Origin of the sequence: Bradyrhizobium sp. WSM1253, from assembly GCF_000244935.1 — a bacterium.
GTDB lineage: Bacteria > Pseudomonadota > Alphaproteobacteria > Rhizobiales > Xanthobacteraceae > Bradyrhizobium > Bradyrhizobium canariense.
The window spans coordinates 5,632,842-5,654,297 of the sequence record NZ_JH600073.1; the positions used below are offsets into that span (position 1 = coordinate 5,632,842).

The following is a 21,456-nucleotide window of genomic DNA, read 5'->3' on the forward strand; positions in this document are numbered from 1 at the left end:
TCAGAGCCGTTCGCCGGCTCTCCGCGGCATTCCCATTCCAATTCCGGTCTTAAGAGGTGATTCGCGCGTTGGCGTCTTGCCTGAGCGCGCACTAGAGCTTGTAGGCCGTCCTGAATCCGCCCCAGTGCCGGCCCTGCACGCGGATCGGAACGTCGATCTCGCGCATCATCACCGTATTGCCGTTGCCCATGTCGCGCGCATAGCTCTGCACCAGATACGAGCGCAGGTTGCGCGCGGCGGCCAACCCCGCCGGATCGTTGAACATCCGCCGGTTGCGGCTATTGGCCGTGTTCCAGGCGGCATCGCCCGGCCGCTGCGGATGCGAGTAGATTCTGTTGTGCACCGGCAGGAACCCGTTGCGATCGACCATGGCGCAGAACGCCAGGCGCGGGTCCTTTGCCAAAAAGGCTTCCTGGAACGCCGGCAGCGCGCGGTCGGCCCAGTCGAGATATTTGGTGCGGTACTGCTGTGGATTGGTTCCGGCGATCTCGACATAATCGGTGTCGAAGAGCTCGTCGATCTTCACCTCGCCGCGGGCAATCGCCTGCTCGAAGATTCCGGTCAGCGCGTTACCGGCCTCCATGGCGCGGGTGACGAACTCCGTATTTTCCTCGTGGATCGACCAGAGCCTGTCCTCGATCTTCTCGCTGAGCGCTGCATCGGGATGGACGAAGTGCGCGCGGGCGCCGGCCTTGGATTGCTCGACTACGCGCAGGCGGCAGGCGCCGACGCCTTCGAGGGTGCCTTCGATCATGGCTTGCGATGCAAGGCGGCCCGCGTCCGCGCCGCCGATCAGCACGCCGTCCATCGCTATCTCGTAGACCGGCAGCACCCCGCGGGCGGTTTCGAGCTTGAGATGGCAGGGCAGCCGTTCGGTCTTGCGGCGGTCGTCGTGCTCGCTCTGGCGCAGCAGCACGGCGCAGCGCGATTTCAATTTCTGTGCGAAGGCGGTCACGGCCTTGCCTGCGCTGGCGACGTTCTCGCCGTGGCTCTCGGCCGCCTTGGTCGCGGCATCGATCTCGGCCGCGCTTTCGCCGACCGAGATGATGAACTCCGACGCGCTTGTCGCGTTGCCGGAGACTTCGCTGGTGGTGGCGTTCTGTTCGGCGACCGCGCCGTTGACGGTCTCGAAGACCGGGCGGATGGCCTCGATCGCCTGCGAGATGCGGTGCACCGCATCCGCGGAGCCGGCGGCGTCGCGCTGCAGCGCGTCGATCTTTTTGGTGATCTCCTCCGTCGCGCCCTGGGTCTGCACCGCGAGTGCCTTGACCTCGGTGGCGACGACCGCAAAGCCTCTTCCCGCAGCGCCCGCGCGCGCGGCCTCGATGGTCGAGTTGAGCGCGAGCAGCGTCGTCTGCCGTGCGATCTGTGCGATCAGATTGACGACGTTGCCGATGGCGGCCGAGGATTCGCGCAAGCGGTCGACATTGGCGCGGGCTTCCTGTGCCGCGGCGCTGGCCTCGTCGGCGAGCTTGCCGGCCTCGCGTACCTGGGCCCCGATGCCCAGCGCCGACTGGGTGAATTTGTCGGCGGCATGGGCGAAGGTGGAGGCGTTCGATTGCGCGGCGTTGGTCCGGCCGGTCAGGGCGTCGGTTCGGTCGCGAATGGCGGCAAGCGTCGTGGCGGTCGCCTCGGCACCGCCGGCCACCGAATTGGCGGCGCGCTCGAGCTGGCGAATCATCGCGCCCAGCTCGAGTTCCAGCAGTTCCAGGATTTCTTTGGCCGAATCGCTTTCGACGGCCACGGCAGACTCGGAATGGGCCGCCGGCTGCGCAGCCTGCGGGGCGGCCGCAGTTGCAGCCATGTCCGGCAGACGCTTCCGAAATAGTCCGAACGCCATCAGCTCTCTCTTGTCGGGGGACGGTCGGGCGCTATTTTCGCAAGCTGGAATGAAATCAGGGTTAACGATGCCTGACATCTAGGCACGGGCCCGTACGGTGTTACCTTAAAGTCGTAGAGCCTCTTTCTTTCCAGTGGGGTGGCGGCCTATAAGGCCGCGCTTCCCACGCTCACCTTGGCGCACGATTCCCCTAGAGAAGATCACGCATGGCCGGACATTCCCAATTCAAGAACATCATGCACCGCAAGGGGCGGCAGGATGCCCAGAAGTCGAAACTGTTCGGCAAGCTGGCGCGGGAAATCACCGTCGCGGCCAAGCTGGGGACGCCCGACCCCAACATGAACCCGCGCCTGCGTGCGGCCATCACCGCGGCGCGCCAGGAGAACATGCCGAAGGACAATATCGAGCGCGCCGTAAAGAAGGCGCTCGGCAATGACGGCGAGAATTACGACGAAATCCGCTACGAGGGTTACGGCCCCGGCGGCGTTGCCGTTATCGTCGAGGCGCTGACCGACAACCGTAACCGCGCGGCTTCCGACATCCGCTCCTTCTTCACCAAGTCCGGCGGCAATCTCGGTGAAACCGGCTCGGTGTCCTTCATGTTCGATCGCACCGGCATCGTCGAATACGACCGCAGCGTCGCCTCCGACGATGCCGTGCTGGATGCCGCGATCGAGGCCGGCGCCGACGACGTGATCTCGAGCGAAGGCGGCCACGAGATCTACGCCTCGACCGAAGGCTATCGCGACGTCGCCAAGGCGCTGGAGGCCAAGTTCGGCGAGCCGCGCAAGGCCGCGCTGATCTGGAAGCCGCAGAACACGGTCGCGGTCGACGACGAGACCGGCGAGAAGCTGCTCAAGCTGATAGACCTGCTGAACGAGCACGACGACGTCCAGCACGTCTACGCCAATTTCGAGGTGTCGGACGCGCTGCTGGCGAAGATGGGCGGGTAGGGGGCCACTTCCCCTGTTACTTTCGTTCTGTTTCTGTTTCCCCCACGGCAGCCAGCCGCTATCACTGGCTCATGACGACGCTCCCGATTCGTGGCCCCGTTCGCATCATCGGCATCGACCCTGGCTTGCGCCGTACCGGTTGGGGCGTGATCGAGGCCGAGGGCAACCGCCTGATCTACGTCGCCTGTGGCTCGGTGGAGCCGCCGGACGATTTGCCGCTGGCGAGCCGGCTGCTCGCGATCCATGAGGGGCTCGCCGCCGTCCTGTCCGGTCACAAGCCGATGGAAGCCGCGGTCGAGCAGACTTTCGTCAACAAGGACGGCGTCGCGACGCTGAAGCTCGGCCAGGCCCGCGGCGTCGCCATGCTCGCCCCCGCGATGTTCGGCATCAGTGTTGCCGAATACGCGCCGAACCAGGTGAAAAAGACGGTGGTCGGCGCCGGCCACGCCGACAAGCAGCAGATCGCGATGATGCTCAAGATTTTGCTGCCGAAGGCCGATCCGCCGTCCGCGGACGCCGCCGACGCGCTCGCCATCGCCATCACCCACGCCCATCATCGCCAGAGCACCGCGCTGCGGCTGAAGGTGGCAGGCTTATGATCGGCAAGCTCAAGGGCCTGATCGATTCCTACGGCGAGGATTTCGTCATCCTTGATGTTGGCGGTGTCGGTTATCAGGTGCATTGCTCGACGCGCACGCTGCAGCATCTGCCCTCGCCGGGCGAGGCCGCCGTGCTGTCGATCGAGACCTATGTTCGCGAGGATCAGATCAAACTGTTCGGCTTCCGCAGCGACCAGGAGCGCGAGTGGTTTCGCCTGCTCCAGACCGTGCAGGGCGTCGGCGCCAAGGTCGCGCTCGCCGTGCTCGGCACGCTACAGCCGTCCGATCTCGCCAACGCGATCGCGTTGCGTGACAAGGCTGCGGTGACGCGCACGCCCGGTGTCGGTCCCAAGGTCGCCGAGCGCATCGTCACCGAATTGAAGGACAAGGCGCCGGCCTTCTCCAATGTCGATCCGGCGGTCGTGCACCTCGCCGGCGCTGTCGATGACCAGCGCGCCCCGCGGCCGGTCGCGGATGCGATCTCCGCACTGGTCAATCTCGGCTACGGCCAGCCGCAGGCTGCGGCCGCGATCGCATCGGCCTCGCGCAGCGCGGGCGAGAGCGCCGAGACTGCGCAGCTCATCCGGCTGGGCCTGAAGGAGCTGTCGAAGTGAGTGCGGCTCGCGCCAATCCCGTCGCCGGTCTTTTTCGTCGCCTTTCGCGCGTGGCCGGTATCGTCGTGATCTTCTCCATTGTGGGGCCGCTGACGGTCGCCGCGCTGGTTTCGGTGATGGTGACCACGCTCGGGGCCGCGGTGCTGCAGATGTTTCTTGCGCTCGTCGAGCTGGAAGCACTGCGCACCCTGGTTTCGATCGCGATCGTGCTGCTGGCCATCGCCACGGTTCTCGCCTCGTTCCTTCCCGCAGTCGCCGCCGGCTTGATCTTCGCGCTTGCCGCGGTCTACGCCGACCTCAACATGATCTGGATGGCGTGGCTCGCCGCGGCCGTGGCCGCCGCCGGGTTCGTCGGGTTTGGCATGTTCGTTGTGCCCTCCGAAACCTCGGCGGTGATCTTGCCGAGTGTCCGTTCCGCGCCTGAGGCGCTGAAGCTTTCCGCCATGCTCGCCGTCGTCGCTGTCATCCCGGCGAGCCTGTGCTGGTGGCTCGCGAAACCGCTGCACCGTGTTATCCTGCCCGCATGAGCACGCCTCCCCGCATGGTCACGCCCGAGCGCCGCAGCGATGATGTCGGCGACACTGCGCTGCGCCCGCAATCGCTGTCCGACTTCGTCGGCCAGCAGCAGGCGCGCAAGAATCTGTCCATCTTCATCGAGGCGGCGCGCAAGCGCGGCGAGGCGCTGGATCACGTGCTGTTCGTCGGCCCGCCGGGCCTCGGCAAGACCACGCTGGCGCAGATCGTGGCCAAGGAGCTCGGCGTCGGCTTTCGCGCCACATCAGGCCCGGTGATCGCCAAGGCCGGCGATCTCGCAGCACTCCTCACCAATCTCGAAGAGCGCGATGTGCTGTTCATCGACGAGATCCATCGCCTGAGCCCGGCGGTGGAAGAAGTGCTTTATCCCGCGATGGAGGATTTCCAGCTCGACCTCATCATCGGCGAGGGCCCGGCGGCGCGCTCGGTGAAGATCGAGTTGTCGAAATTCACCCTTGTCGGCGCCACCACGCGCGCCGGCCTGCTCACCAATCCCTTGCGCGACCGCTTCGGCATTCCGATCCGGCTCAATTTCTACACCATCGAGGAGCTGGAAAGCATCGTCACCCGGGGCGCCCGCGTGCTCAACGTCGGCATGAGCGCGGATGGCGCCAACGAGATCGCGCGACGCGCCCGTGGGACGCCGCGTATCGCCGGCCGGCTGTTGCGCCGCGTGCGCGATTTTGCTTCGGCGGCCGATGCCGACAGGATCGATCGCAAGATTGCCGATCACGCGCTGAGCGCGCTCGAGGTCGACGCCGCCGGCCTCGACGCGATGGACCGCCGCTACCTCACGACCATCGCTCAGAACTATGGCGGCGGCCCGGTCGGCGTCGAGACGATGGCCGCTGCATTGTCGGAGCCGCGCGATGCGATCGAAGACATCATCGAGCCCTATCTGATCCAATGCGGCTATCTGCAGCGGACCCCGCGCGGCCGCCTGCTCACCTCGCACGCCTTCCGCCATCTCGGCATCAGCGAGCCCTCGCGCGATGCGGCGGCACAGATCGGCCTGTTCGGCACCGACGAGAGCGACGACTGATCTACGCAACTGCAGACTGCTCGCGCCGTCATGAATTTCCGGTGATCTCGTGCAGAGGGTCTGCACAAACCCACCCCATTTCCGCTCCAATAGGATCGCATCAAGAAGCCGCATCACGATCGGGCTGCCATGATCACGCGCCGTCATTTCTTCCGTTCCATCGGCGGCCTGTCCGCCCTCGGCGTATCGACCGCGGCCTATGGCGTCGGCGTCGAGCCGGTCCTGCGGCTTCGCGTCACCCGCTATCATCCGACGCCGCGGCAATGGCCCGCGGACTTTCCGCTGAAGATCGCCGTGATCGCCGACATCCATGCCTGCGATCCCTGGATGTCACTGGAGCGGATCGATTCCATCGTCGAGCGCACCAACGCACTGAACGCGGATATCATCGTGCTGCTCGGCGACTATGTCGCCGGCTTGCACCAGGTCACGCGCATCATTCCGGCGAACGAATGGGCCAAGGTGCTGGCCGGTCTGAAAGCGCCGCTCGGCGTCCATGCCGTCATGGGCAATCATGATTATTGGGCGGACAGGACCGTGCAGCAGGTGGGGCACGGGCCGACGGTCGCGCATCGCGCGCTGGAGGCGGCCGGCATTCCTGTCTACGAGAACGACGTCGTGCGGCTCGCCAAGGACGGCCGCGCGTTCTGGCTCGCTGGCCTCGGCGATCAGCTCGCCTTTCTGCCGGCGCGCCGCTTCCGGAGCACGGGACGCTTCGGCGCTGACGATCTCGACGCGACGCTTGCCAAGGCCACCGACGATGCGCCGATCATCCTGCTCGCGCATGAGCCCAATATCGCGCCGCGCGTGCCCGCCCGCGTCGCGCTGCAACTGTCCGGCCACACCCATGGCGGCCAGATCCGCCTGCTCGGCGGGTCGCCGGCAGTTTCGCGGCAGCATGGCCTGCGGCTCGCCTATGGTCACTTCCGGCTCAAATGCGACCTCATCGTTTCCGGCGGCCTCGGTTGCAGCCTTATGCCGGTCCGCGTCGGCGTGCCGCCGGAGATCGTCGAGGTGACGCTGGGGCGGGGGCCGGTGGTGATCTAAGGCATGGAATTCTGCATCAAATGATGCTATATTCGATGTAGAGGTGCCCCATGAGAACGACGATCGCGATAGACGACGAGCTTTTTGCCAAGGCGCAGGAATTTGCTGGCGTCAGCGAAAAGGCAGCCGTCGTTAGGGAAGCCTTGATAGCCTTCGTTGAACGGGAGGCCGCACGCCGTCTCGCGCGGATGGGAGGTACCGAACCCAACGCCAAGGCTCCGCCGCGCCGCCGGCCCAAGTGAAAGTCCTGGCGGACACGTCGATCTGGATCGACCACTTCCGCCGCACGGATGGACGGCTTGCTGGCCTCCTCGATCACGGTGACATCGTTATTCATCCGTTCGTGATCGGCGAATTGCTCCTGGGGCGCGTGTCGAAGGCTTCTGACATGCTTGATGAACTGAACCTCCTCCCTAAGGCGACGATCGCCAGCAATAGCGAAGTCTTAGAGTTTATCGTTAAGCGAAAGTTGTCCGGATTGGGCATTGGGTGTGTCGATGCCCACTTGCTCGCATCGACGATGTTGACAGTCGAGGCAACAATCTGGACACGTGACAAGCGATTGCTTGCGGCAGCTCGGTCGTTGAAATTGGCTGCCGATATCCAATGAGTACGCCGATGTCTCATCTCGACGGCGAGATCCGCGACGGCCGCCACCGCATGCAGGTCCGCGTCTATTACGAGGACACGGATTTCCCTGGCTTGCCATTGTCGTAGTATGCAAACGTGCTGATCTCTCGCTCCTTGCTGCGGTTTTCGGGAAAAAGGTTCTTTCCGTAAAGCGCGGAGCTGTTCAGGTAGGGCGTATATTCGTAGGGCATCCGCTTGCGAACCGGATGCACTACTATGCATTCAATCAAGTTGCGGAAGGCAATGCGAGTTTCGATCGCCTTCGGATTGGTTTTGAGCGCGGTGATAAGCCTTCTAACCTCCGAGGAGTATCGGTCACTGAATTTCGGGCGATCGAAGCCAACTAAATTTTCGCCGCCACCGCCCAGCAGCCGCAAGCGCTCTTCAACGCTTTCCCGCTCCAGGTCGCACTCATCGATCCGCTTGAGCAATTCGTCCGGCTTGCGGCGGCTATTTGCGATGGCATAAGAGAGGCGTTCGATCTCGGTAGTCAATACGCGGCGTCGACGCTCTAGCTTATTGTGTTCGCTGCCATTGTTCCGATCGTTTTTGCGCTCCTCCTTCCAAGTACGCATCGCCTCTTCAATGGCTTTCGGCGAAAGCAATTTCACCTGGATTTTTTCGGAAGCATCCTCGAGCAGAACGTCCATATCAAAGCTACGGGTGTGCTCGCAGGTGCCCCGCTGATGCGCGCTCGCGCATGCCGCGCGCGGCGCACCGTTACGCGAGGATTGAGCGATTCGCATATGGCCATTGCAGACGCCACACCGGAGCACACCGGCAAGCGGGTGCTCATTGTTGCGCGGACTCACGGCGCGACGCCGCGGCTGGCCAGTCGGTCCGAACATAGATACCGCGCGCACCCTACGAACCTTCTGCGCTAGATCCCAGAGCCCTTGCGGAACGATCCGCAGCTCTGGCTTTTTGACGATAATGTGGCGTTCTGCTGGATTGCAGCGCTTCTGTTTCTTCTGCGTCTCTGGGTTAAGAATTGTCGAGCGAACGTTCCAATGTATCTCGCCGATGTATAGTTCGTTGCCGATAATGCCGCGACCATGCCGACCGCCTGTGATGCACTGATGGTTCCAGGTGGTGCGACCCGCCTTGTTCTTGTGACGAGTTGCCCCTGGTGAGGGCACGCCTTCGCGGGTGAGGTCAGCGGCGATAGTTCGGGTCGAGCGGCCCGCTGCATATTCTTTGAAGATGCGGAGCACAATCTTTGCTTCGTTCTCATCGATTACGCGCTCGCCGGGCGCGCCCGGCCTCGGCCGATAACCATAGGCGTATGAGCCCGGAATTCTTCCGTTCGCAACAGCGTTGTCATGGCCGCGCCGAACCTTTTCGGCGAGCTGCGGCTTGTAAATCGTGTTGTACAGACTTGCGATGCTAATGTCAGTGGCGGTCGCGTAGACTCCTTTCTGATCCATCAGCTCAACGCCGTTGAACTCGAAAACCTGCTTGAGACGCTGGATGGTTGCGGGATCGCGCGACAAGCGGTCGAAATGCTCAACGACGACTACGTCAAACTGCCGGCTTCGCACACCGTTGAGCAAGCGCTGATAGCCGTCCCGCGCACCTTCGGTAAGACCAGATTTTGCGGCATCCACAAACTCGCCGACGACATCGAGGTTGTTGCGCAATGCGACCTTGCGGCAGAGTAACAGCTGACCGTCAATCGAGCTCGCCCTTTGCATGTCGCTCGAATAGCGCGCGTATATTACGGCCGTTTTCTTCGATGACGGTGTCGTCATGCCGGTCCTCTATCGGCTGCCCCGAGCCATGATTTTCATCCCGTGCGATCTGACGTCCGATGGCGCGCGCCAACTCAAACCAGATTTCCTCATTGTCCGGATTATCCCAGCTCTGAGGATGGGAGGGGGCAAGCGGTCGAATGGTCGCTCGTTGTCTTAAAGATCGGATGCGGGTAGGCATTTGCAAACTCGCGAGCGGAAGCTAGCGTAAATTTCCGCGCTGCGCTACGGCCAAGCCGCAGCGATTACTCGCAACGCGTCCCTCATGCTGGCTTCGGCAGCGTCGAATGAAAATGAAATTCGTCAAGTGCCGCAGCGTGCGTGAGGGCATTCCTGGCGATGAGGCGCGTAGTCCAGAGTAGAAATGCTAAGCAAAGCGGAGTAAAAATACTTGCGGGTGGCGGCGGCGTAAGTTTGTTATCGGGTGCGGGTGCGGGTGCGGGTGCGGGTGCGGGTGCGGGTGCGGGTGCGGGTGCGGGTGCGGGTGCGGGTGCGGGTGCCCGGTGCGTAGGAGCCGTCCTCGGTTCCCCACAGATTGTAGTGGCTGCCGCAGAGCCCGGCGAACTGTACGTTCAGCCCAGACGCGGTGGTCCGAGCCCAAGGAGCCTTCGATGATTGGGTCTTTTCTTATTCCGCTTGTTCGATCGCTCTTGCGTCGAGGCTCCAAGAGCTAGCAATCGCGTCTTCGTGAGCTCCGCAGTAGGGCGCGAAAAGCACTGTCAGAAATACTCGTGTTTCTCAGCATGCTGTAACTGGCGCTCGGGCAACCGGTTCGCCGGCAAGAGAGCCGGGCCCGGTCAGCTGGCAGCCGGAAGGCTGACGCTCGAATCATCGCTCAAAGGCGCGATGGTTTCCAGCGTCATGTAACGGGCACGCTGGACGGCCCATTCATCGTTCTGTTCGAGCAGGACCGCTCCAATGAGGCGAACCATGGCCTTCTCCTTGGGGAACATGCCGACCATATGTCCAAACCGGTTCACAGCCTTGCCGCACCACATCGACAAAGACGATCTGCTTCGGGCGTTTCGCCGACAAAAGCCGGCAGGCCGGCGCGGAGGTCGATGGGATAACGGAGGCAAAGTACGAAGAGGGGCTCACGGACCAATCCGCGATCTCTGGGCACGGGTCCACACTGTCCCTACCGGCTACAGCCGGTGCGGCGCGTCTACATCCCCAAGCCGACGGGGGTAGGCGGCCTCTCGGTGTGCCGGCCGCTAGAGGACAAGATCGTCCAAAGCGCGGTGGCCGAGGTGTTGAGCGCCGCCTATGAGGTCGAATTCCTCGGGTTCTCCTACGGCTTCCGGCCGGGGCGGAATCCTCAGATGGAGCTTGATGCCCTGCATCCGGCTATCATGACATATCCAGTGTCTTCGATTCGGTCGACCACGAGTGGCTGCTGCGGATGGTGGCGCACAGGATTGCCGATCCTCGTATCCTGCAGCTCATCGAGCTGCGGCTGCGAGCTGGCGTTCTTGAGAGCGGCGAGAAGCAAGACACACGCCGCAAAGGGCAGGATCAGTCCGCTCCTTTCCAACATCTTCCTGCATTACATCCTCGATCTCTGGGTCGACCACTGGAGTGGTCGCCATGCACGCGTCGCGTTGTGACCGTGCGCTTTGCGCACGACTTCGTCATCGGCTTCGAGAGCAAGGCAGATACCCAGGAAATGCTCTTGGCCCTCAAGGCGCGACTGGCCGACGCTCCATGCGGACAAAACCCGGTTGATCGAGTTTGGCGCGGTTCGCGGCCCTCCCGCGTCAGCCGCGCAGCGAGCGGTGGCCGAGACCTTCGCCTTCCTGGGGTTCACTTACTTTGCGGGCGGACCCGAGATGGCCGGTTCATCGTGAAGCACAAGACCGAAGGGAAACGCCTGTGCTCTCGAGCAACATCACAAGTCTCGCGCGGCTCATGCGGGCGTCGCTCGTCGACAAACGTTGGTATAGGTTATGCAACCCGTTCTATATCCCCCGCTTACCTCTGTAGAGTTGAGCTGCCCGTCGGCTTGTCTGTAGTTTCGGCGTCGAAGCTGGATCGTCCGAAGGGTGGGGCGGCGCGAAATCCTAAGCTGAGTTGATAAGTGTGCTGCAAGGCATTGCTGCCATTGAGGCGTGGGACGAGGTTAAATGGAAATACGTCAGCCCACTTCCGCGTTGGAGGTCCATCAGCACATTGTGTGCTCCCTCCAGAAGCAAGACCCAGTCATCTTGGACATCGGCTGCTACGACGGAGCTGACTCTTTACATTGTCTGCGGCTTTGCCCAGAGGCTCAGCTCTACTGGTTCGAGCCGGCCCCCCGGGGCGGTTGCTAGCTTAAGAGAAACATGGGGCCTCTACCCTGAGAAGGTGCCCCTACCCACAGTCGCCGCGTTGATGACTGTTGCTGTAGCCTGGCTTACTGGCGAATTTCCGTCAGTCTCTTGAATGCGAGCATCGCGATGGCATTTACCGAGCTCTTCATCAAACGTCCGATATTGTCTATCGTCGTCAGTCTCCTGATCCTGCTGACCGGCATTGGTGCGGCCACCGTTTTGCCAATCCGGCAGTATCCTAAGCTGACCAACACGGTCGTCAATATCACAACCTCTTATCCTGGCGCCTCCGCCGACATGATCCAGGGGTTCATCACCACGCCCCTTGAGCAAGCGCTCGCTTCGGCCGAAGGCGTTGATTACATTACGTCCTCCTCGGTGCTCGGTGCCTCGACGATCCAGGTCTATATCAAGCTCAATTTCGAGCCCAACGAGGCGCTCACTGAAGTGCTCTCCAAGGTCAACTCGGTCAAATATTTAATCCCTAAGGAATCGAACGATCCGGTCGTCACCAAATCTGCCGGTCAGACTACAGCTGTCATGTATATCGCCTTCTCCAGCGAAGAACTGACGGCCAGCGCGATCTCCGACTATCTCTCGCGCGTGGTGCAACCGATTATGTCAACTGTAGACGGCGTCGCAGCAGCAGACATCCTCGGCGGCCAGACTTTTGCGATGCGGTTATGGCTCGATCCCGCGAGAATGGCGGGCCACGGCGTGTCGGCAGCTGATGTTTCGGCTGCAATCGCGGCCAACAACTTCCAGGCTGCGGCCGGCCAGACTAAGGGCTATTTCACTCTCTCCGACGTCACGGTCAACACTGATCTGCGGAGTGTTGATGACTTCAAGCGCATGATCGTCAAAGCCAACGACGGCGGCTTTGTGCGCATGGAGGACATCGCGACAGTCGAGCTTGCGGCGCAGAGCACAAACGCCAGCGTCGCGATGAACGGCGAACACGCGATCTTCGTCGCCGTGCAGGCGAGCCCAGAAGGTAATCCACTGAACATAGCGCGAGGCGTTCGGGCACTGCTTCCAGAAATGAAGCGCAGCCTGCCGCCATCGCTGAAGATGGAAGTGGCCTACGACTCCACCAAGTTCATCCAATCATCGATAGATGAGGTGGAGAAGACGCTCCTTGAGGCCGTCGCGATCGTGATGTTGGTGATCTTCCTGTTCCTGGCCTCCCTGCGGTCTGTCATCATTCCGGTCGTCACCATTCCGCTGTCCATTATTGGCGTCTACAGTATGATGCTGGCGCTAGGGTTCTCATTCAATCTGCTGACCCTCCTTGCGATGGTGCTTGCGATCGGTCTCGTGGTTGACGACGCAATCGTCGTGGTGGAGAACGTTCATCGCCATATGGAAGAAGGTGCGTCGCCCGCGCAGGCTGCTACAAATGGCGCGGGCGAGATCGTCGGCCCCGTCCTCTCCATGACGATTACGTTGGCCGCCGTGTACGCCCCCATCGGCTTTCTCGGCGGCCTCACCGGCGCGCTGTTCCGCGAATTCGCGTTTACACTGGCGGGTTCGGTGATCGTGTCGGGCGTGATCGCGTTGACGCTGTCGCCCATGATGTGCGCGGTCTTCCTGAAGAGCGCTGAAGAGGGGCGGTTTGCAAAGTTTGTGAATCGTGTGTTCAGCGCCGTGACGCGCTGGTACGGCCGCAAGCTCGACCGCTCGCTCGACTATCGCCCGATTACCGGGCTGTTTGCGCTGACCATGCTGGGCCTCGTCGCCTTTCTGTATATGCATACTTCCAAGGAACTCGCACCCGAGGAGGATCAGGGTATCGTATTCGCACTGACAAAAGCGCCGAAATACGCCAATATTGATTACCTGGATTATTACGGCGCCAAGCTCGACAAGGCACTCCAGAAGTTTCCCGAGACGGATTTTCGCTTCGTGCTCAACGGCATCAGCGGTCCGCAGGGCGGCATGGCCGGGATGTTGCTTAAGCCTTGGGCCGAGCGCAAGCGCTCATCGATCGCTCTGAAATCGCTGGTCCAGGCCGAGCTGTCCAAACTGGAAGGCATCAACGCATTTGCCTTTAGCTTGCCGCCGCTTCCGGGCGGTTCGGGCGGCTTACCAGTGCAGATGGTGATCAAGTCGACGCTCGGTTTCCAGTACATCTACGAGCAGATGTCGAAGCTGAAGGATGTCGCGCGCGAGAGCGGTCTGTTCATGGTCAGCGACTCTGACCTTGAGTTCAACCAGCCGGGGGTGCGAATCAAGGTCGATCGATCCAAGGCGAGCGACCTTGGCATCACCATGCAGAACGTCGGTAGCGCGCTCGCGACCCTCCTTGGCGGAAACTACGTCAATCGCTTCAACCTGCAGGGTCGCTCCTACGAAGTGATCCCGCAGGTGCCGCGCGAGAAACGCCTGACGCCGGAATCACTTGGGAGCTATTATGTCAAGGCAGCGGCGGGCTCGATGCTGCCGCTATCGACCGTGGTCTCCATCGAGACTGCGACCGATCCGAACGCACTCACCCACTACAACCAGCTCAACTCCGCGACCTTCCAAGCCGTACCGATGCCCGGCGTCACGATCGGTCAGGCTGTGGACTTCCTCGAGAGCGAGGCAATGAAACTGCCCGCAGAGTTCAGCCACGACTTCCTCGGGGACGCCCGTCAATATGTGCAGGAGGGTAACAAACTGGTCATCACCTTTGCGTTTGCACTCATCGTCATTTTCTTGGTGCTTGCGGCGCAGTTCGAAAGTCTGCGCGATCCCCTCATCATCATGTTCAGCGTTCCCATGGCAATCGCCGGCGCCTTAATCCCGCTATTCTTTGGCTTGGCGACGATGAACATCTACACCCAAATCGGACTGTTGACATTGGCTGGGCTGATATCCAAGCACGGTATTCTGATGGTCCAGTTCGCCAATCAGCTGCAGCTCAAGGAGAGACTCGATCCCCGCTCGGCCATCGAGATGGCGGCGCGCGTCCGCCTCCGTCCAATCTTGATGACCACGGCGGCGATGGTCACGGGCCTCTTACCTTTGTTGACCGCAACGGGTGCTGGCGCCGCGAGCCGCTTCTCGATCGGGCTCGTGGTCGTCGCGGGCATGTCCATCGGCACGCTGTTCACGCTTTTCGTGCTGCCGGCGCTCTATGTCGCGATCGCGTCGGATCACCGCGCCGACGCGAGTTCCGATCACGTCCAGAACGCCGCCGAGCTCGCCTGCATCGGAGCATCCGATGCCCACCTGGCCAAGCGATGATCCTAGCGATCAACTCGGGTTTGCTCGATCGCTCCGCTAGCTAGGGGCGCTGCTCGCCGACCGCGGTAACTTGATCGCACTGGGTGCCTGCAGTTCATGGCGGCGGACAGGAAGGATGATCCGCGGCTGCTGCGCTTCGTCTCGATCTACTGCTTGCCCGAGGTGAAGGACTACATCGCGACCAAATAACGGCCGCTTCATTGTGCAGATGTGGTGAGCGACGGATGCCTGGGAGAGTTTCACGGGCCCTTGCGCGTCCGGACCTTCAAACCGGTGGTGCGAACCTTGGGGGGAATCATGTGTTCGGCGAAGAGCGCGTCGCGGATCCGTTTCTGCTCCGACAGGCGGATGCTGTTGTTACCTGATCGAGCAGGCCACCGCCACGTGATTTGCCGGACATCAGGACAGCATAACTCGCAAGATTGACGTCGTCCGGGACAGGGACAGAATCCATGTTCCCCGAATGAGTGGCGTACCCATTTTGGAGAATTATTCACTTCCTGACCGCGCTGCGCTTGCTGTCTGAAAAGAGACCGCTGATGTGCTGCAGGCTTAGGATAGTTGCCAAGAAATTCAATTCGCGCGAATTCTGGGCGCGCAACGAGCCGGCGCAAGGCGCGATAGTCCGGCGGTTGCTCGAGCGCGGCCGCCATTTCGGCTAAGGTTTGGGGATCGTAGGCTCCCGGGATGAACCCGCGGTCGGTGCGGGCCTGACTGCACTCAATCGGATGCGGCGGGGCGAGGCATCGGTTCCTGTGGACAGCTGTTCGTCCGGTTTACGTCCGCAGCTATCGGCTGGGTGGAAATAACCAGTCGGCCAAGGGATGCATCCGTGACCAGTCAGCGCGGACGCGCGAGTCCGGCACCTCGCCAGCTTCAATTGAGGCTTCGCCCGTCGAAGTGTCGAACGGGGGGTATTGACGGCGATGTCTACGGCGAGCTCGCGCACATGCGGGTTGCGCGATCTTGCATCCACCCGTGCTCCTCGCATTGGCGGCTAGCGCCGACCTGCTGCAGCACGAAGTCGCCCAGCCGCAGCGTCCGGGATGGCGGGTCGTCTCGCCGGTACAATCAGCATCGAATTCGCTCCTCAGGACAAATCCCCTCAAATCGTTCCGGCGGTTAGCACAACGCGGGATTCCGAATCGTTTGGCCGGAAGCTTTTCGAATGCGGTCACGTGATGGGTGTCATCATAGCCAAACCGGGCGCTCCCGTCGGATCAAGGGCTCTTCTGTGAGCGCGGAAATCTGGCCGCGGGCGAGGCGGATGAAGAGCCGAATCGCAGATCGAGCAAGTCCGCTTCTGAGCCGAAGAACGACAGGCGCGCCGCATCGACACAGTCCCAAATGAGCGCTGAATTCAGCGATCGGGCCCGTCATATTCCGCCCAACTATCCGTCGTCTCGTACACCCTCACGCTCGAGAGTTGGGCGAGGCGCGGTTTCGCGTGCTCCCAGATCCAGATGGCGATATTTTCCGCCGTCGGACTTTCCAGTCCCGGGACGTCGTTCAGGCAATGGTGATCGAGCTTCTTTATAAGAAGGCCAAACGCTTCCTCCATGTTGAAGAAATCCATTACGAATCCGGTGTGCGGATCGACGGCCCCGTTCAGCACGACCTCGACGCGATAGGAATGACCATGCACCCGATGACAGCGATGTGTCTGCGGGACGTTTGGAAGTCGGTGCGCTGCCTCGAACTTAAATGCTTGCGATATCTTCATGTGATGCCGAGTGTTTGTGGGACTGCACGCTGAGCCGCCATTTCGGCTGAGCCAAGCAGTACGAGATAGCCCGCCGCTCGACGGCGTCAGGGCGGTCTTTCGATCGAAGCAGAAATTGTCCAAGCCACGCTCATCGAACCGGTCTGGCAGGCTGCCGGTTGCGGCCACACGAATTTTCAGTTCGTGTCCGCGAGTGACGGCCAGCGCGGCGCGATTTACTGACGCAAATCCAATCACCACGCTGGCCGGGGCCGGCAGCCTGCCGTTCGTCTCGATCGCGCTGAGGAACCCGATATCGTGTACAGATTGCAGGACATCATCGAACCACCACAGTGGTTCTGAGCACGTTCATTGCTTGTGCCATGCAGATGATGGAGCGTCTACTACAAGATCCGGTAGATGCCAAAACCAACTTGAGGCTCTAGGGTCTGGCCGCGTTTCCCCGCCGATCATCATCCCGAGAAGTGAACGCAACCGACACGATGCTCAACCAAAGGGCGGAACGGCACAATATGACTAGCAGAACCTGGGGGCTACCCTCGAACACCTCAGTCAGTATTCGCTACAACTGACGGGAGGCGTATGCCCAGGCAAAAATCAGCTTTGAAAACGTCAACATATCCAGGCGATCACGGCGTGCCAGAGCAGATCCGGAGAGGATTGCGCTGAGTACGCCATCGTCGAATTTGGAAAAGTTCACTCGTCCGTGAATGGACCGAATACAGAAATCGCCCTCGACAGCAAGCGCAATGTGATGCCAAAGAAAAAACAGCACGTCGATCTATCGGACCAGAATCTCTTGAGTCTTATCCTGCGGCTCGCCATTCCGTCTGTTGTTGGATTATCGATCCATGCGCTGCAGCAGGTCGTCAATGCGATCTTTGTTGGCGCCCTAGGCGCGCAGGCGATCGCAGCTGTTAGCATGACCTTGCCGATCGTGGTCCTGCTCGCCGCAGCCGGACAGGGGATCGGTGTTGGAGCAGCGTCGTTCATATCTCGTCATCTGGGCGCTCGTGAGTACCTAGAAGCGAGTCGAGGCGCAAGCACGGCACTCGCGCTCGCCGCTCCGATCGGTATCACAGTCACCCTCACTCTGCTTCCAAATCTGCGAGGGATATTTGCAACGCTCGGAGCTACCCCAACCATCATGCCCGTGGCGCTCGACTACGCGGGAACGGTTTTGTTGGGGTACACCCCGATGCTACTAAATACAGTCAGCGGGTTCATTGTAAGAGCCGAAGGCTATACACGATTTAGCATGTGGGTGATGATGACCGCGTTTATCCTGAACGCTGTGCTTGATCCCGTCTTCATATTTTCACTTGACCTTGGCGTGCGAGGCGCAGCCCTCGCAACGCTGGTGTCTCAGATCTCTGCTGTCGGACTGTATATCGCGTATTTTACGAAGCTTGGCGGGACGGTTCTCGTCAGGATATCTCACATATCATTGCGAGCAGATCGCATCAGACAGCTCGCGTTGGTAGGCGCGCCGGCGACAATGACGAGTATCTTATCTGCTCTTGCCGTTATGCTCTTGTACGGAGCTGCTGCGCCGTTCGGCGACGATTCCATCGCCGCGGTTGGAATAGCTGTGCGTATCTTGATGGTCGGCGCACTGCCTATCACCGGGTTCTGTATTGGCGCTCAAGCTATCCTGGGTTTCGGTTGGGGCGCACGCGACTATGCTCATATATTGAGGGCTGCGAAGTTCATGCTCTTCGTGACGATCGCATTCTCGGTGCTGTATTCTGCGGCCGTTGTGATTTTTGCGAGGCCTTTGGTGAGCCTATTTAGCGATAACGAGTACGTCACCGAACTTGCCGTCTCGACCTGCATCGTGTTCCATCTCTTCTTTGGACTGTTTGGGGTGCAGAGTTTCGTGACGGCAATGCTTCAGTCATTTGGGAGAGCGCGCCTCAGTGCAATTGTGTCCTTGGCCAGGCAGGGGTATCTCTTCATACCGGCCGTACTGTTATTCCCGCTGGTAGCGGGTTTTAACGGACTGTTAGCCAGTCAAGCGCTCGCAGAGCTTGGCGCCGGAATAATCGCTCTCATCGTCATGTTCAACCAGTTCGGCGAGCTCAGACGAGCGCTCCGGCACGGTCCTCAAGAGCGATCGGGATAGCGGGTTGAGCTGAGAACGGATATGATCGAGGTACAGAGCATTGGGCGCTAGCCTCCTGGGAGGCTCGCCGTTAAAGCGTGATGGGACTAGCTTCGATAGCCTGAGTTTTTGAGGTAGTTGGCGCATTCTTCGGGTGTAAATGCATAAAGGAGTTCGCCGATGGCGGCGCAGACCGCATCGACGGTTCGTGCGGCTGCCTTGCGGAGCAGATGCTTGAGTTTGGCAAAGACTTGTTCGATGGGGTTCAGGTCGGGTGAGTATTTTGGCAGGAAGAAGAGCTTTGCTCCGGCGAAGCGGATGAGCTGGCGCACGGCTTTGCTTTTGTGGCTGCCGAGATTGTCCGGGACGACGATGTCGCCGGGCCGAAGGGTCGGCAGGAGAACCTTCTCCACATAGATCCGGAAGCTCACGCCATGATTGGTCCCTCGATGAACCATGGCGCGTCGATCCGGTCATGGCGCAGGGCCGCCAGAAAGGTAATGGTTTTCCAACCCATCTGGCCCCGAGCAACGCTGCCGGTCTCATCGACCCGCTTCATCCAGCCGATCGCCGTGCTGATCGCCACTCCAAACTGCTTGGCGGCCCGATTGCGCGCCCTAACGGCCAAATTAAGGGCGTCAGCTCTTACGGCATTGATATCGCCCAAAGGCGGGAAGTCGAAGCGCCCCAAGGCAGTGGCAATGTGGTCGGCCGTGAAGCGGGGGGATCTCAATCGAGAACTGACTGTCACACCAGTAACATGCGGCGTTTCCGAATTGGTGAATGGAAATGCGAACCCCCTTTGCGCTTTGCCACTCTATGGCAAGCAGCTAAATGCAAAGGCGCCAATACAAAAGGTGATGCTAACTTTTGCTACAAACCAGGTAAACACTGGCACGGTCATCGACAAGGCCTACAGCCAGAGCATCTTGATTGACCTTACCTTATACTCAAACCGAATGTCGCATACGACATAAACAACGGCTGGGAGTGGGGAAACTTCAGCTGGGCCCAGTCGATACGACGGATGAGATTCTGACGCGCGCAGCTGCCTCTCGGCATCGGATGGATTTCGCGTGCCTCAGTGCCGTCTTGAATACGGCAGCGAACGAACGAAAAAATGTTGGGCCCGTGTTCGAACCTGCGGGACTCGATCACGCCTCGTGAATGTATCATCAGGTGAATCAGGCCGTAACCAGCTATCGGAGAACTTGCACATCTTGATCGGGCTACCGGCCGAACAGGATGTGAAGATTGGCGAAGGCCAGGACGGCCCCACGCGAACGGTTAGAATACGTTATCGACGATGTCTTACGTGTTTGCTGACTTTGCCCATCACTGCCCCTGGCACTACGGCCAGGCGCGTCCGTATAAGCACGACTTGAAGAGAGGCCGGAGCACTGACCTATGAACAAGCGGCCTCTCCATCGCGGCGCATCGTCTCATCTGCCGCATCGGGTTGGAGACAGGGCGATGGCGAGTTGGCTGTGGCATGACCTTCGTAGGTTGATCCTCTGGCGTTGTGCATCGACTCGCGGCATGCTCGTGAGCCCTTCGCGTACAAGGGCAAGTGCAGAATCGCGGCTCATGCGGCATTCTCGCGATAACGGGTGCTCTCGTGCAGCATCTGCAAAACCGCGCTACGGTTCAGAAGTCCGCGGTCGATCGCGATTTCGATGAAGGGCCGCATTTGCTCAGCGGCTGTAAGCACAAGTGTCGATACCTGTTCATAACCAAGGCGCCGTACGAACACGGTCGCAAGAGCCGAAGATTGCATCAAGTTGCTGAGCGACCGTTCCCGGTCTGCCCGGATCCCCGAGATGCATTGGTCGGCAAATATTCTGGCCGATCGCGTCAAAAGCTCGATCGAATCGAACAGGCGCGAGGCGATGACTGGCTCGAAGTGATTGATTTCGAGTTGGCCGCTCAACGCTGAGAGAGATACTGCGGCGTCGTTGCCCACGATAGCGAACGCAACTTGCTGGATCATCATCGGCAGGACTGGATTGAGTTTACCTGGCATGATCGAAGAACCGGGCTGGAGAGCGGGCAACCGCAATTCGCCAAGCCCCGTATTTGGCCCAGAGGAAAGGATGATCAGGTCAGAGGCGATTTTCGCCATTACCTCTGCTGCGATGCGGATTTCCGACGACACGCGTGCGAAGGCGTCGGCGTTCTGCATGGCATCGAACATGTCGTCGCCTGGGCGTACGGCGTGGCCCAAGATTGCCGCAAGATGTCCATAGACGGCACGGCGATAGCCCGGCACTGCTCCGAGCCCGGTGCCAATCGCAGTACCTCCGAGGGGAAGCACCATCAATTCCTGGCGCGCCACCGACAGCTTCAAGGAGAGCCGCTTGATCGCTGATGCGTAACCGCCGAACGCCTGACCGAGCGTCATCGGCTGGGCGGCCTGCATGCATGTGCGGCCGACGCGCAATACGTCAGCGAATACAATGGCCCGCTCCGAAAGAGCGGCCGCCACCTGTTCCAGCGCACCCACCAGATCGCCGGACCTTTCGTGCGCCGCCAACTTGAGCGCCGAGGGCAGCACATCGTTCGTCGACTGGCATAGGTTCACGTGATCATTTGGGTGGATCACGTCGTACCGGCCGGGCTTTTCACCGACAATTTGCAGGGCCCGGTTCGCCAGAACCTCGTTCATGTTCATGTTGATCGATGTACCGCCGGAGCCTTCGAGCAAATCGATGATAAACTGCCCATCGTGTTTACCAGCAATGACCTCGTCCGCAGCCGCGATTAGTGCTCCTGCTACTTTGGCGTCGAGGGCTCCGAGCTCACGGTTCGCCGCCGCGGCAGCGCGCTTGATGCGCGCTAGTGCCCGAAGAAGTGCCGGCTGATCACCGAGCTTCTGGAGTGAGATGTCGAAGTTCTCGCTCCCACGCAGGGAGGCCAAGCCGTACAGGGCGCGCAGCGGCAGCTCGCGCGTTCCTAGACTGTCTATTTCGGTGCGAGTCGCTGACATCTCTGATCCCGGGTTCGGACGCTACGCAAACAACTCTCTCCGAAGACGGGCGAGAGTTAAAGCTAAGATCGGAGATGTTATGGAGGCTGATAA

Annotated in this window: 15 protein-coding genes and 3 pseudogenes; 12 read left to right on the plus strand and 6 right to left on the minus strand. The window is 60.8% G+C overall.

Annotated features, from left to right (window positions below; translation table 11 throughout):
• Positions 1-91: 91 nt before the first annotated feature.
• On the minus strand, positions 92-1,840 hold the full coding sequence (locus BRA1253DRAFT_RS27935) for a methyl-accepting chemotaxis protein (protein ID WP_007599967.1): 1,749 nt from the start codon (positions 1,838-1,840) through the stop codon (positions 92-94).
• Positions 1,841-2,046: 206 nt separating this feature from the next.
• Between BRA1253DRAFT_RS27935 and BRA1253DRAFT_RS27940 the strand changes: the two genes are divergently transcribed.
• The 9 genes and pseudogenes from BRA1253DRAFT_RS27940 to BRA1253DRAFT_RS45360 form a co-directional block, all read left to right on the plus strand.
• Complete coding sequence (locus BRA1253DRAFT_RS27940) at positions 2,047-2,793, plus strand: YebC/PmpR family DNA-binding transcriptional regulator (protein WP_007599968.1); 747 nt, start codon at positions 2,047-2,049, stop codon at positions 2,791-2,793.
• A gap of 71 nt (positions 2,794-2,864) precedes the next feature.
• Positions 2,865-3,392 carry a crossover junction endodeoxyribonuclease RuvC gene (ruvC, locus tag BRA1253DRAFT_RS27945; protein ID WP_007599969.1) on the plus strand — a complete coding sequence of 176 codons (528 nt, stop codon included), beginning with the start codon at positions 2,865-2,867 and terminating at the stop codon, positions 3,390-3,392.
• Positions 3,389-4,006: a Holliday junction branch migration protein RuvA gene (ruvA, locus tag BRA1253DRAFT_RS27950; protein WP_007599970.1), complete on the plus strand. Its 618-nt coding sequence runs from the start codon at positions 3,389-3,391 to the stop codon at positions 4,004-4,006. Before ruvC ends, ruvA begins: the two co-directional genes overlap by 4 nt.
• Positions 4,007-4,056: 50 nt before the next feature.
• A complete protein-coding gene (locus BRA1253DRAFT_RS27955; protein ID WP_245285969.1) occupies positions 4,057-4,533 on the plus strand; it encodes a hypothetical protein in 477 nt (158 codons plus the stop codon).
• Complete coding sequence (ruvB, locus tag BRA1253DRAFT_RS27960; RefSeq protein WP_007599972.1) at positions 4,530-5,582, plus strand: Holliday junction branch migration DNA helicase RuvB; 1,053 nt, start codon at positions 4,530-4,532, stop codon at positions 5,580-5,582. Before BRA1253DRAFT_RS27955 ends, ruvB begins: the two co-directional genes overlap by 4 nt.
• Before the next feature lie 129 nt (positions 5,583-5,711).
• Positions 5,712-6,629 carry a metallophosphoesterase gene (locus BRA1253DRAFT_RS27965; protein WP_007599973.1) on the plus strand — a complete coding sequence of 306 codons (918 nt, stop codon included), beginning with the start codon at positions 5,712-5,714 and terminating at the stop codon, positions 6,627-6,629.
• A gap of 50 nt (positions 6,630-6,679) precedes the next feature.
• On the plus strand, positions 6,680-6,871 hold the full coding sequence (locus BRA1253DRAFT_RS27970; protein WP_007599974.1) for a type II toxin-antitoxin system VapB family antitoxin: 192 nt from the start codon (positions 6,680-6,682) through the stop codon (positions 6,869-6,871).
• Positions 6,868-7,239 carry a type II toxin-antitoxin system VapC family toxin gene (locus BRA1253DRAFT_RS27975; protein ID WP_007599975.1) on the plus strand — a complete coding sequence of 124 codons (372 nt, stop codon included), beginning with the start codon at positions 6,868-6,870 and terminating at the stop codon, positions 7,237-7,239. The genes BRA1253DRAFT_RS27970 and BRA1253DRAFT_RS27975 overlap by 4 nt, the downstream gene beginning before the upstream one ends.
• Positions 7,236-7,334 (plus strand): annotated as a pseudogene (locus BRA1253DRAFT_RS45360) (4-hydroxybenzoyl-CoA thioesterase); the annotation flags it as partial. The gene BRA1253DRAFT_RS27975 and the pseudogene BRA1253DRAFT_RS45360, both read left to right, overlap by 4 nt.
• On the opposite strand, the gene BRA1253DRAFT_RS27980 reads toward BRA1253DRAFT_RS45360, so the two are convergent.
• Entirely contained in the window at positions 7,307-9,010 is a 1,704-nt protein-coding gene (locus BRA1253DRAFT_RS27980; protein WP_007599977.1) for a recombinase family protein, read from the minus strand. The pseudogene BRA1253DRAFT_RS45360 and the gene BRA1253DRAFT_RS27980 overlap by 28 nt on opposite strands.
• Positions 9,011-9,807: 797 nt before the next feature.
• Positions 9,808-9,969, minus strand: a pseudogene (locus tag BRA1253DRAFT_RS43760) (IS256 family transposase); the annotation flags it as partial.
• A 195-nt stretch (positions 9,970-10,164) separates the two neighbouring features.
• On the opposite strand from BRA1253DRAFT_RS43760, the gene BRA1253DRAFT_RS45365 reads away from it, so the two are divergent.
• A complete protein-coding gene (locus BRA1253DRAFT_RS45365) occupies positions 10,165-10,617 on the plus strand; it encodes a hypothetical protein (protein WP_245285970.1) in 453 nt (150 codons plus the stop codon).
• Positions 10,618-11,445: 828 nt separating this feature from the next.
• A complete protein-coding gene (locus BRA1253DRAFT_RS28000) occupies positions 11,446-14,550 on the plus strand; it encodes an efflux RND transporter permease subunit (protein ID WP_007599978.1) in 3,105 nt (1,034 codons plus the stop codon).
• Between the two features lie 1,360 nt (positions 14,551-15,910).
• Here BRA1253DRAFT_RS28000 and queD read toward each other — a convergent pair.
• On the minus strand, positions 15,911-16,273 hold the full coding sequence (queD, locus tag BRA1253DRAFT_RS28005; RefSeq protein WP_007599979.1) for a 6-carboxytetrahydropterin synthase QueD: 363 nt from the start codon (positions 16,271-16,273) through the stop codon (positions 15,911-15,913).
• A 706-nt stretch (positions 16,274-16,979) separates the two neighbouring features.
• Between queD and BRA1253DRAFT_RS28010 the strand changes: the two genes are divergently transcribed.
• Complete coding sequence (locus tag BRA1253DRAFT_RS28010) at positions 16,980-18,398, plus strand: MATE family efflux transporter (protein WP_007599980.1); 1,419 nt, start codon at positions 16,980-16,982, stop codon at positions 18,396-18,398.
• An 86-nt stretch (positions 18,399-18,484) separates the two neighbouring features.
• Here the strand turns inward: BRA1253DRAFT_RS28010 and BRA1253DRAFT_RS28015 are convergent.
• Together BRA1253DRAFT_RS28015 and BRA1253DRAFT_RS28020 are read right to left on the minus strand one after the other, a co-directional pair.
• Positions 18,485-18,888: pseudogene (locus BRA1253DRAFT_RS28015) on the minus strand (IS630 family transposase); the annotation flags it as partial.
• Positions 18,889-19,962: 1,074 nt separating this feature from the next.
• Positions 19,963-21,363 carry an aspartate ammonia-lyase gene (locus tag BRA1253DRAFT_RS28020; RefSeq protein WP_007599982.1) on the minus strand — a complete coding sequence of 467 codons (1,401 nt, stop codon included), beginning with the start codon at positions 21,361-21,363 and terminating at the stop codon, positions 19,963-19,965.
• Between the last annotated feature and the right edge of the window lie 93 nt (positions 21,364-21,456).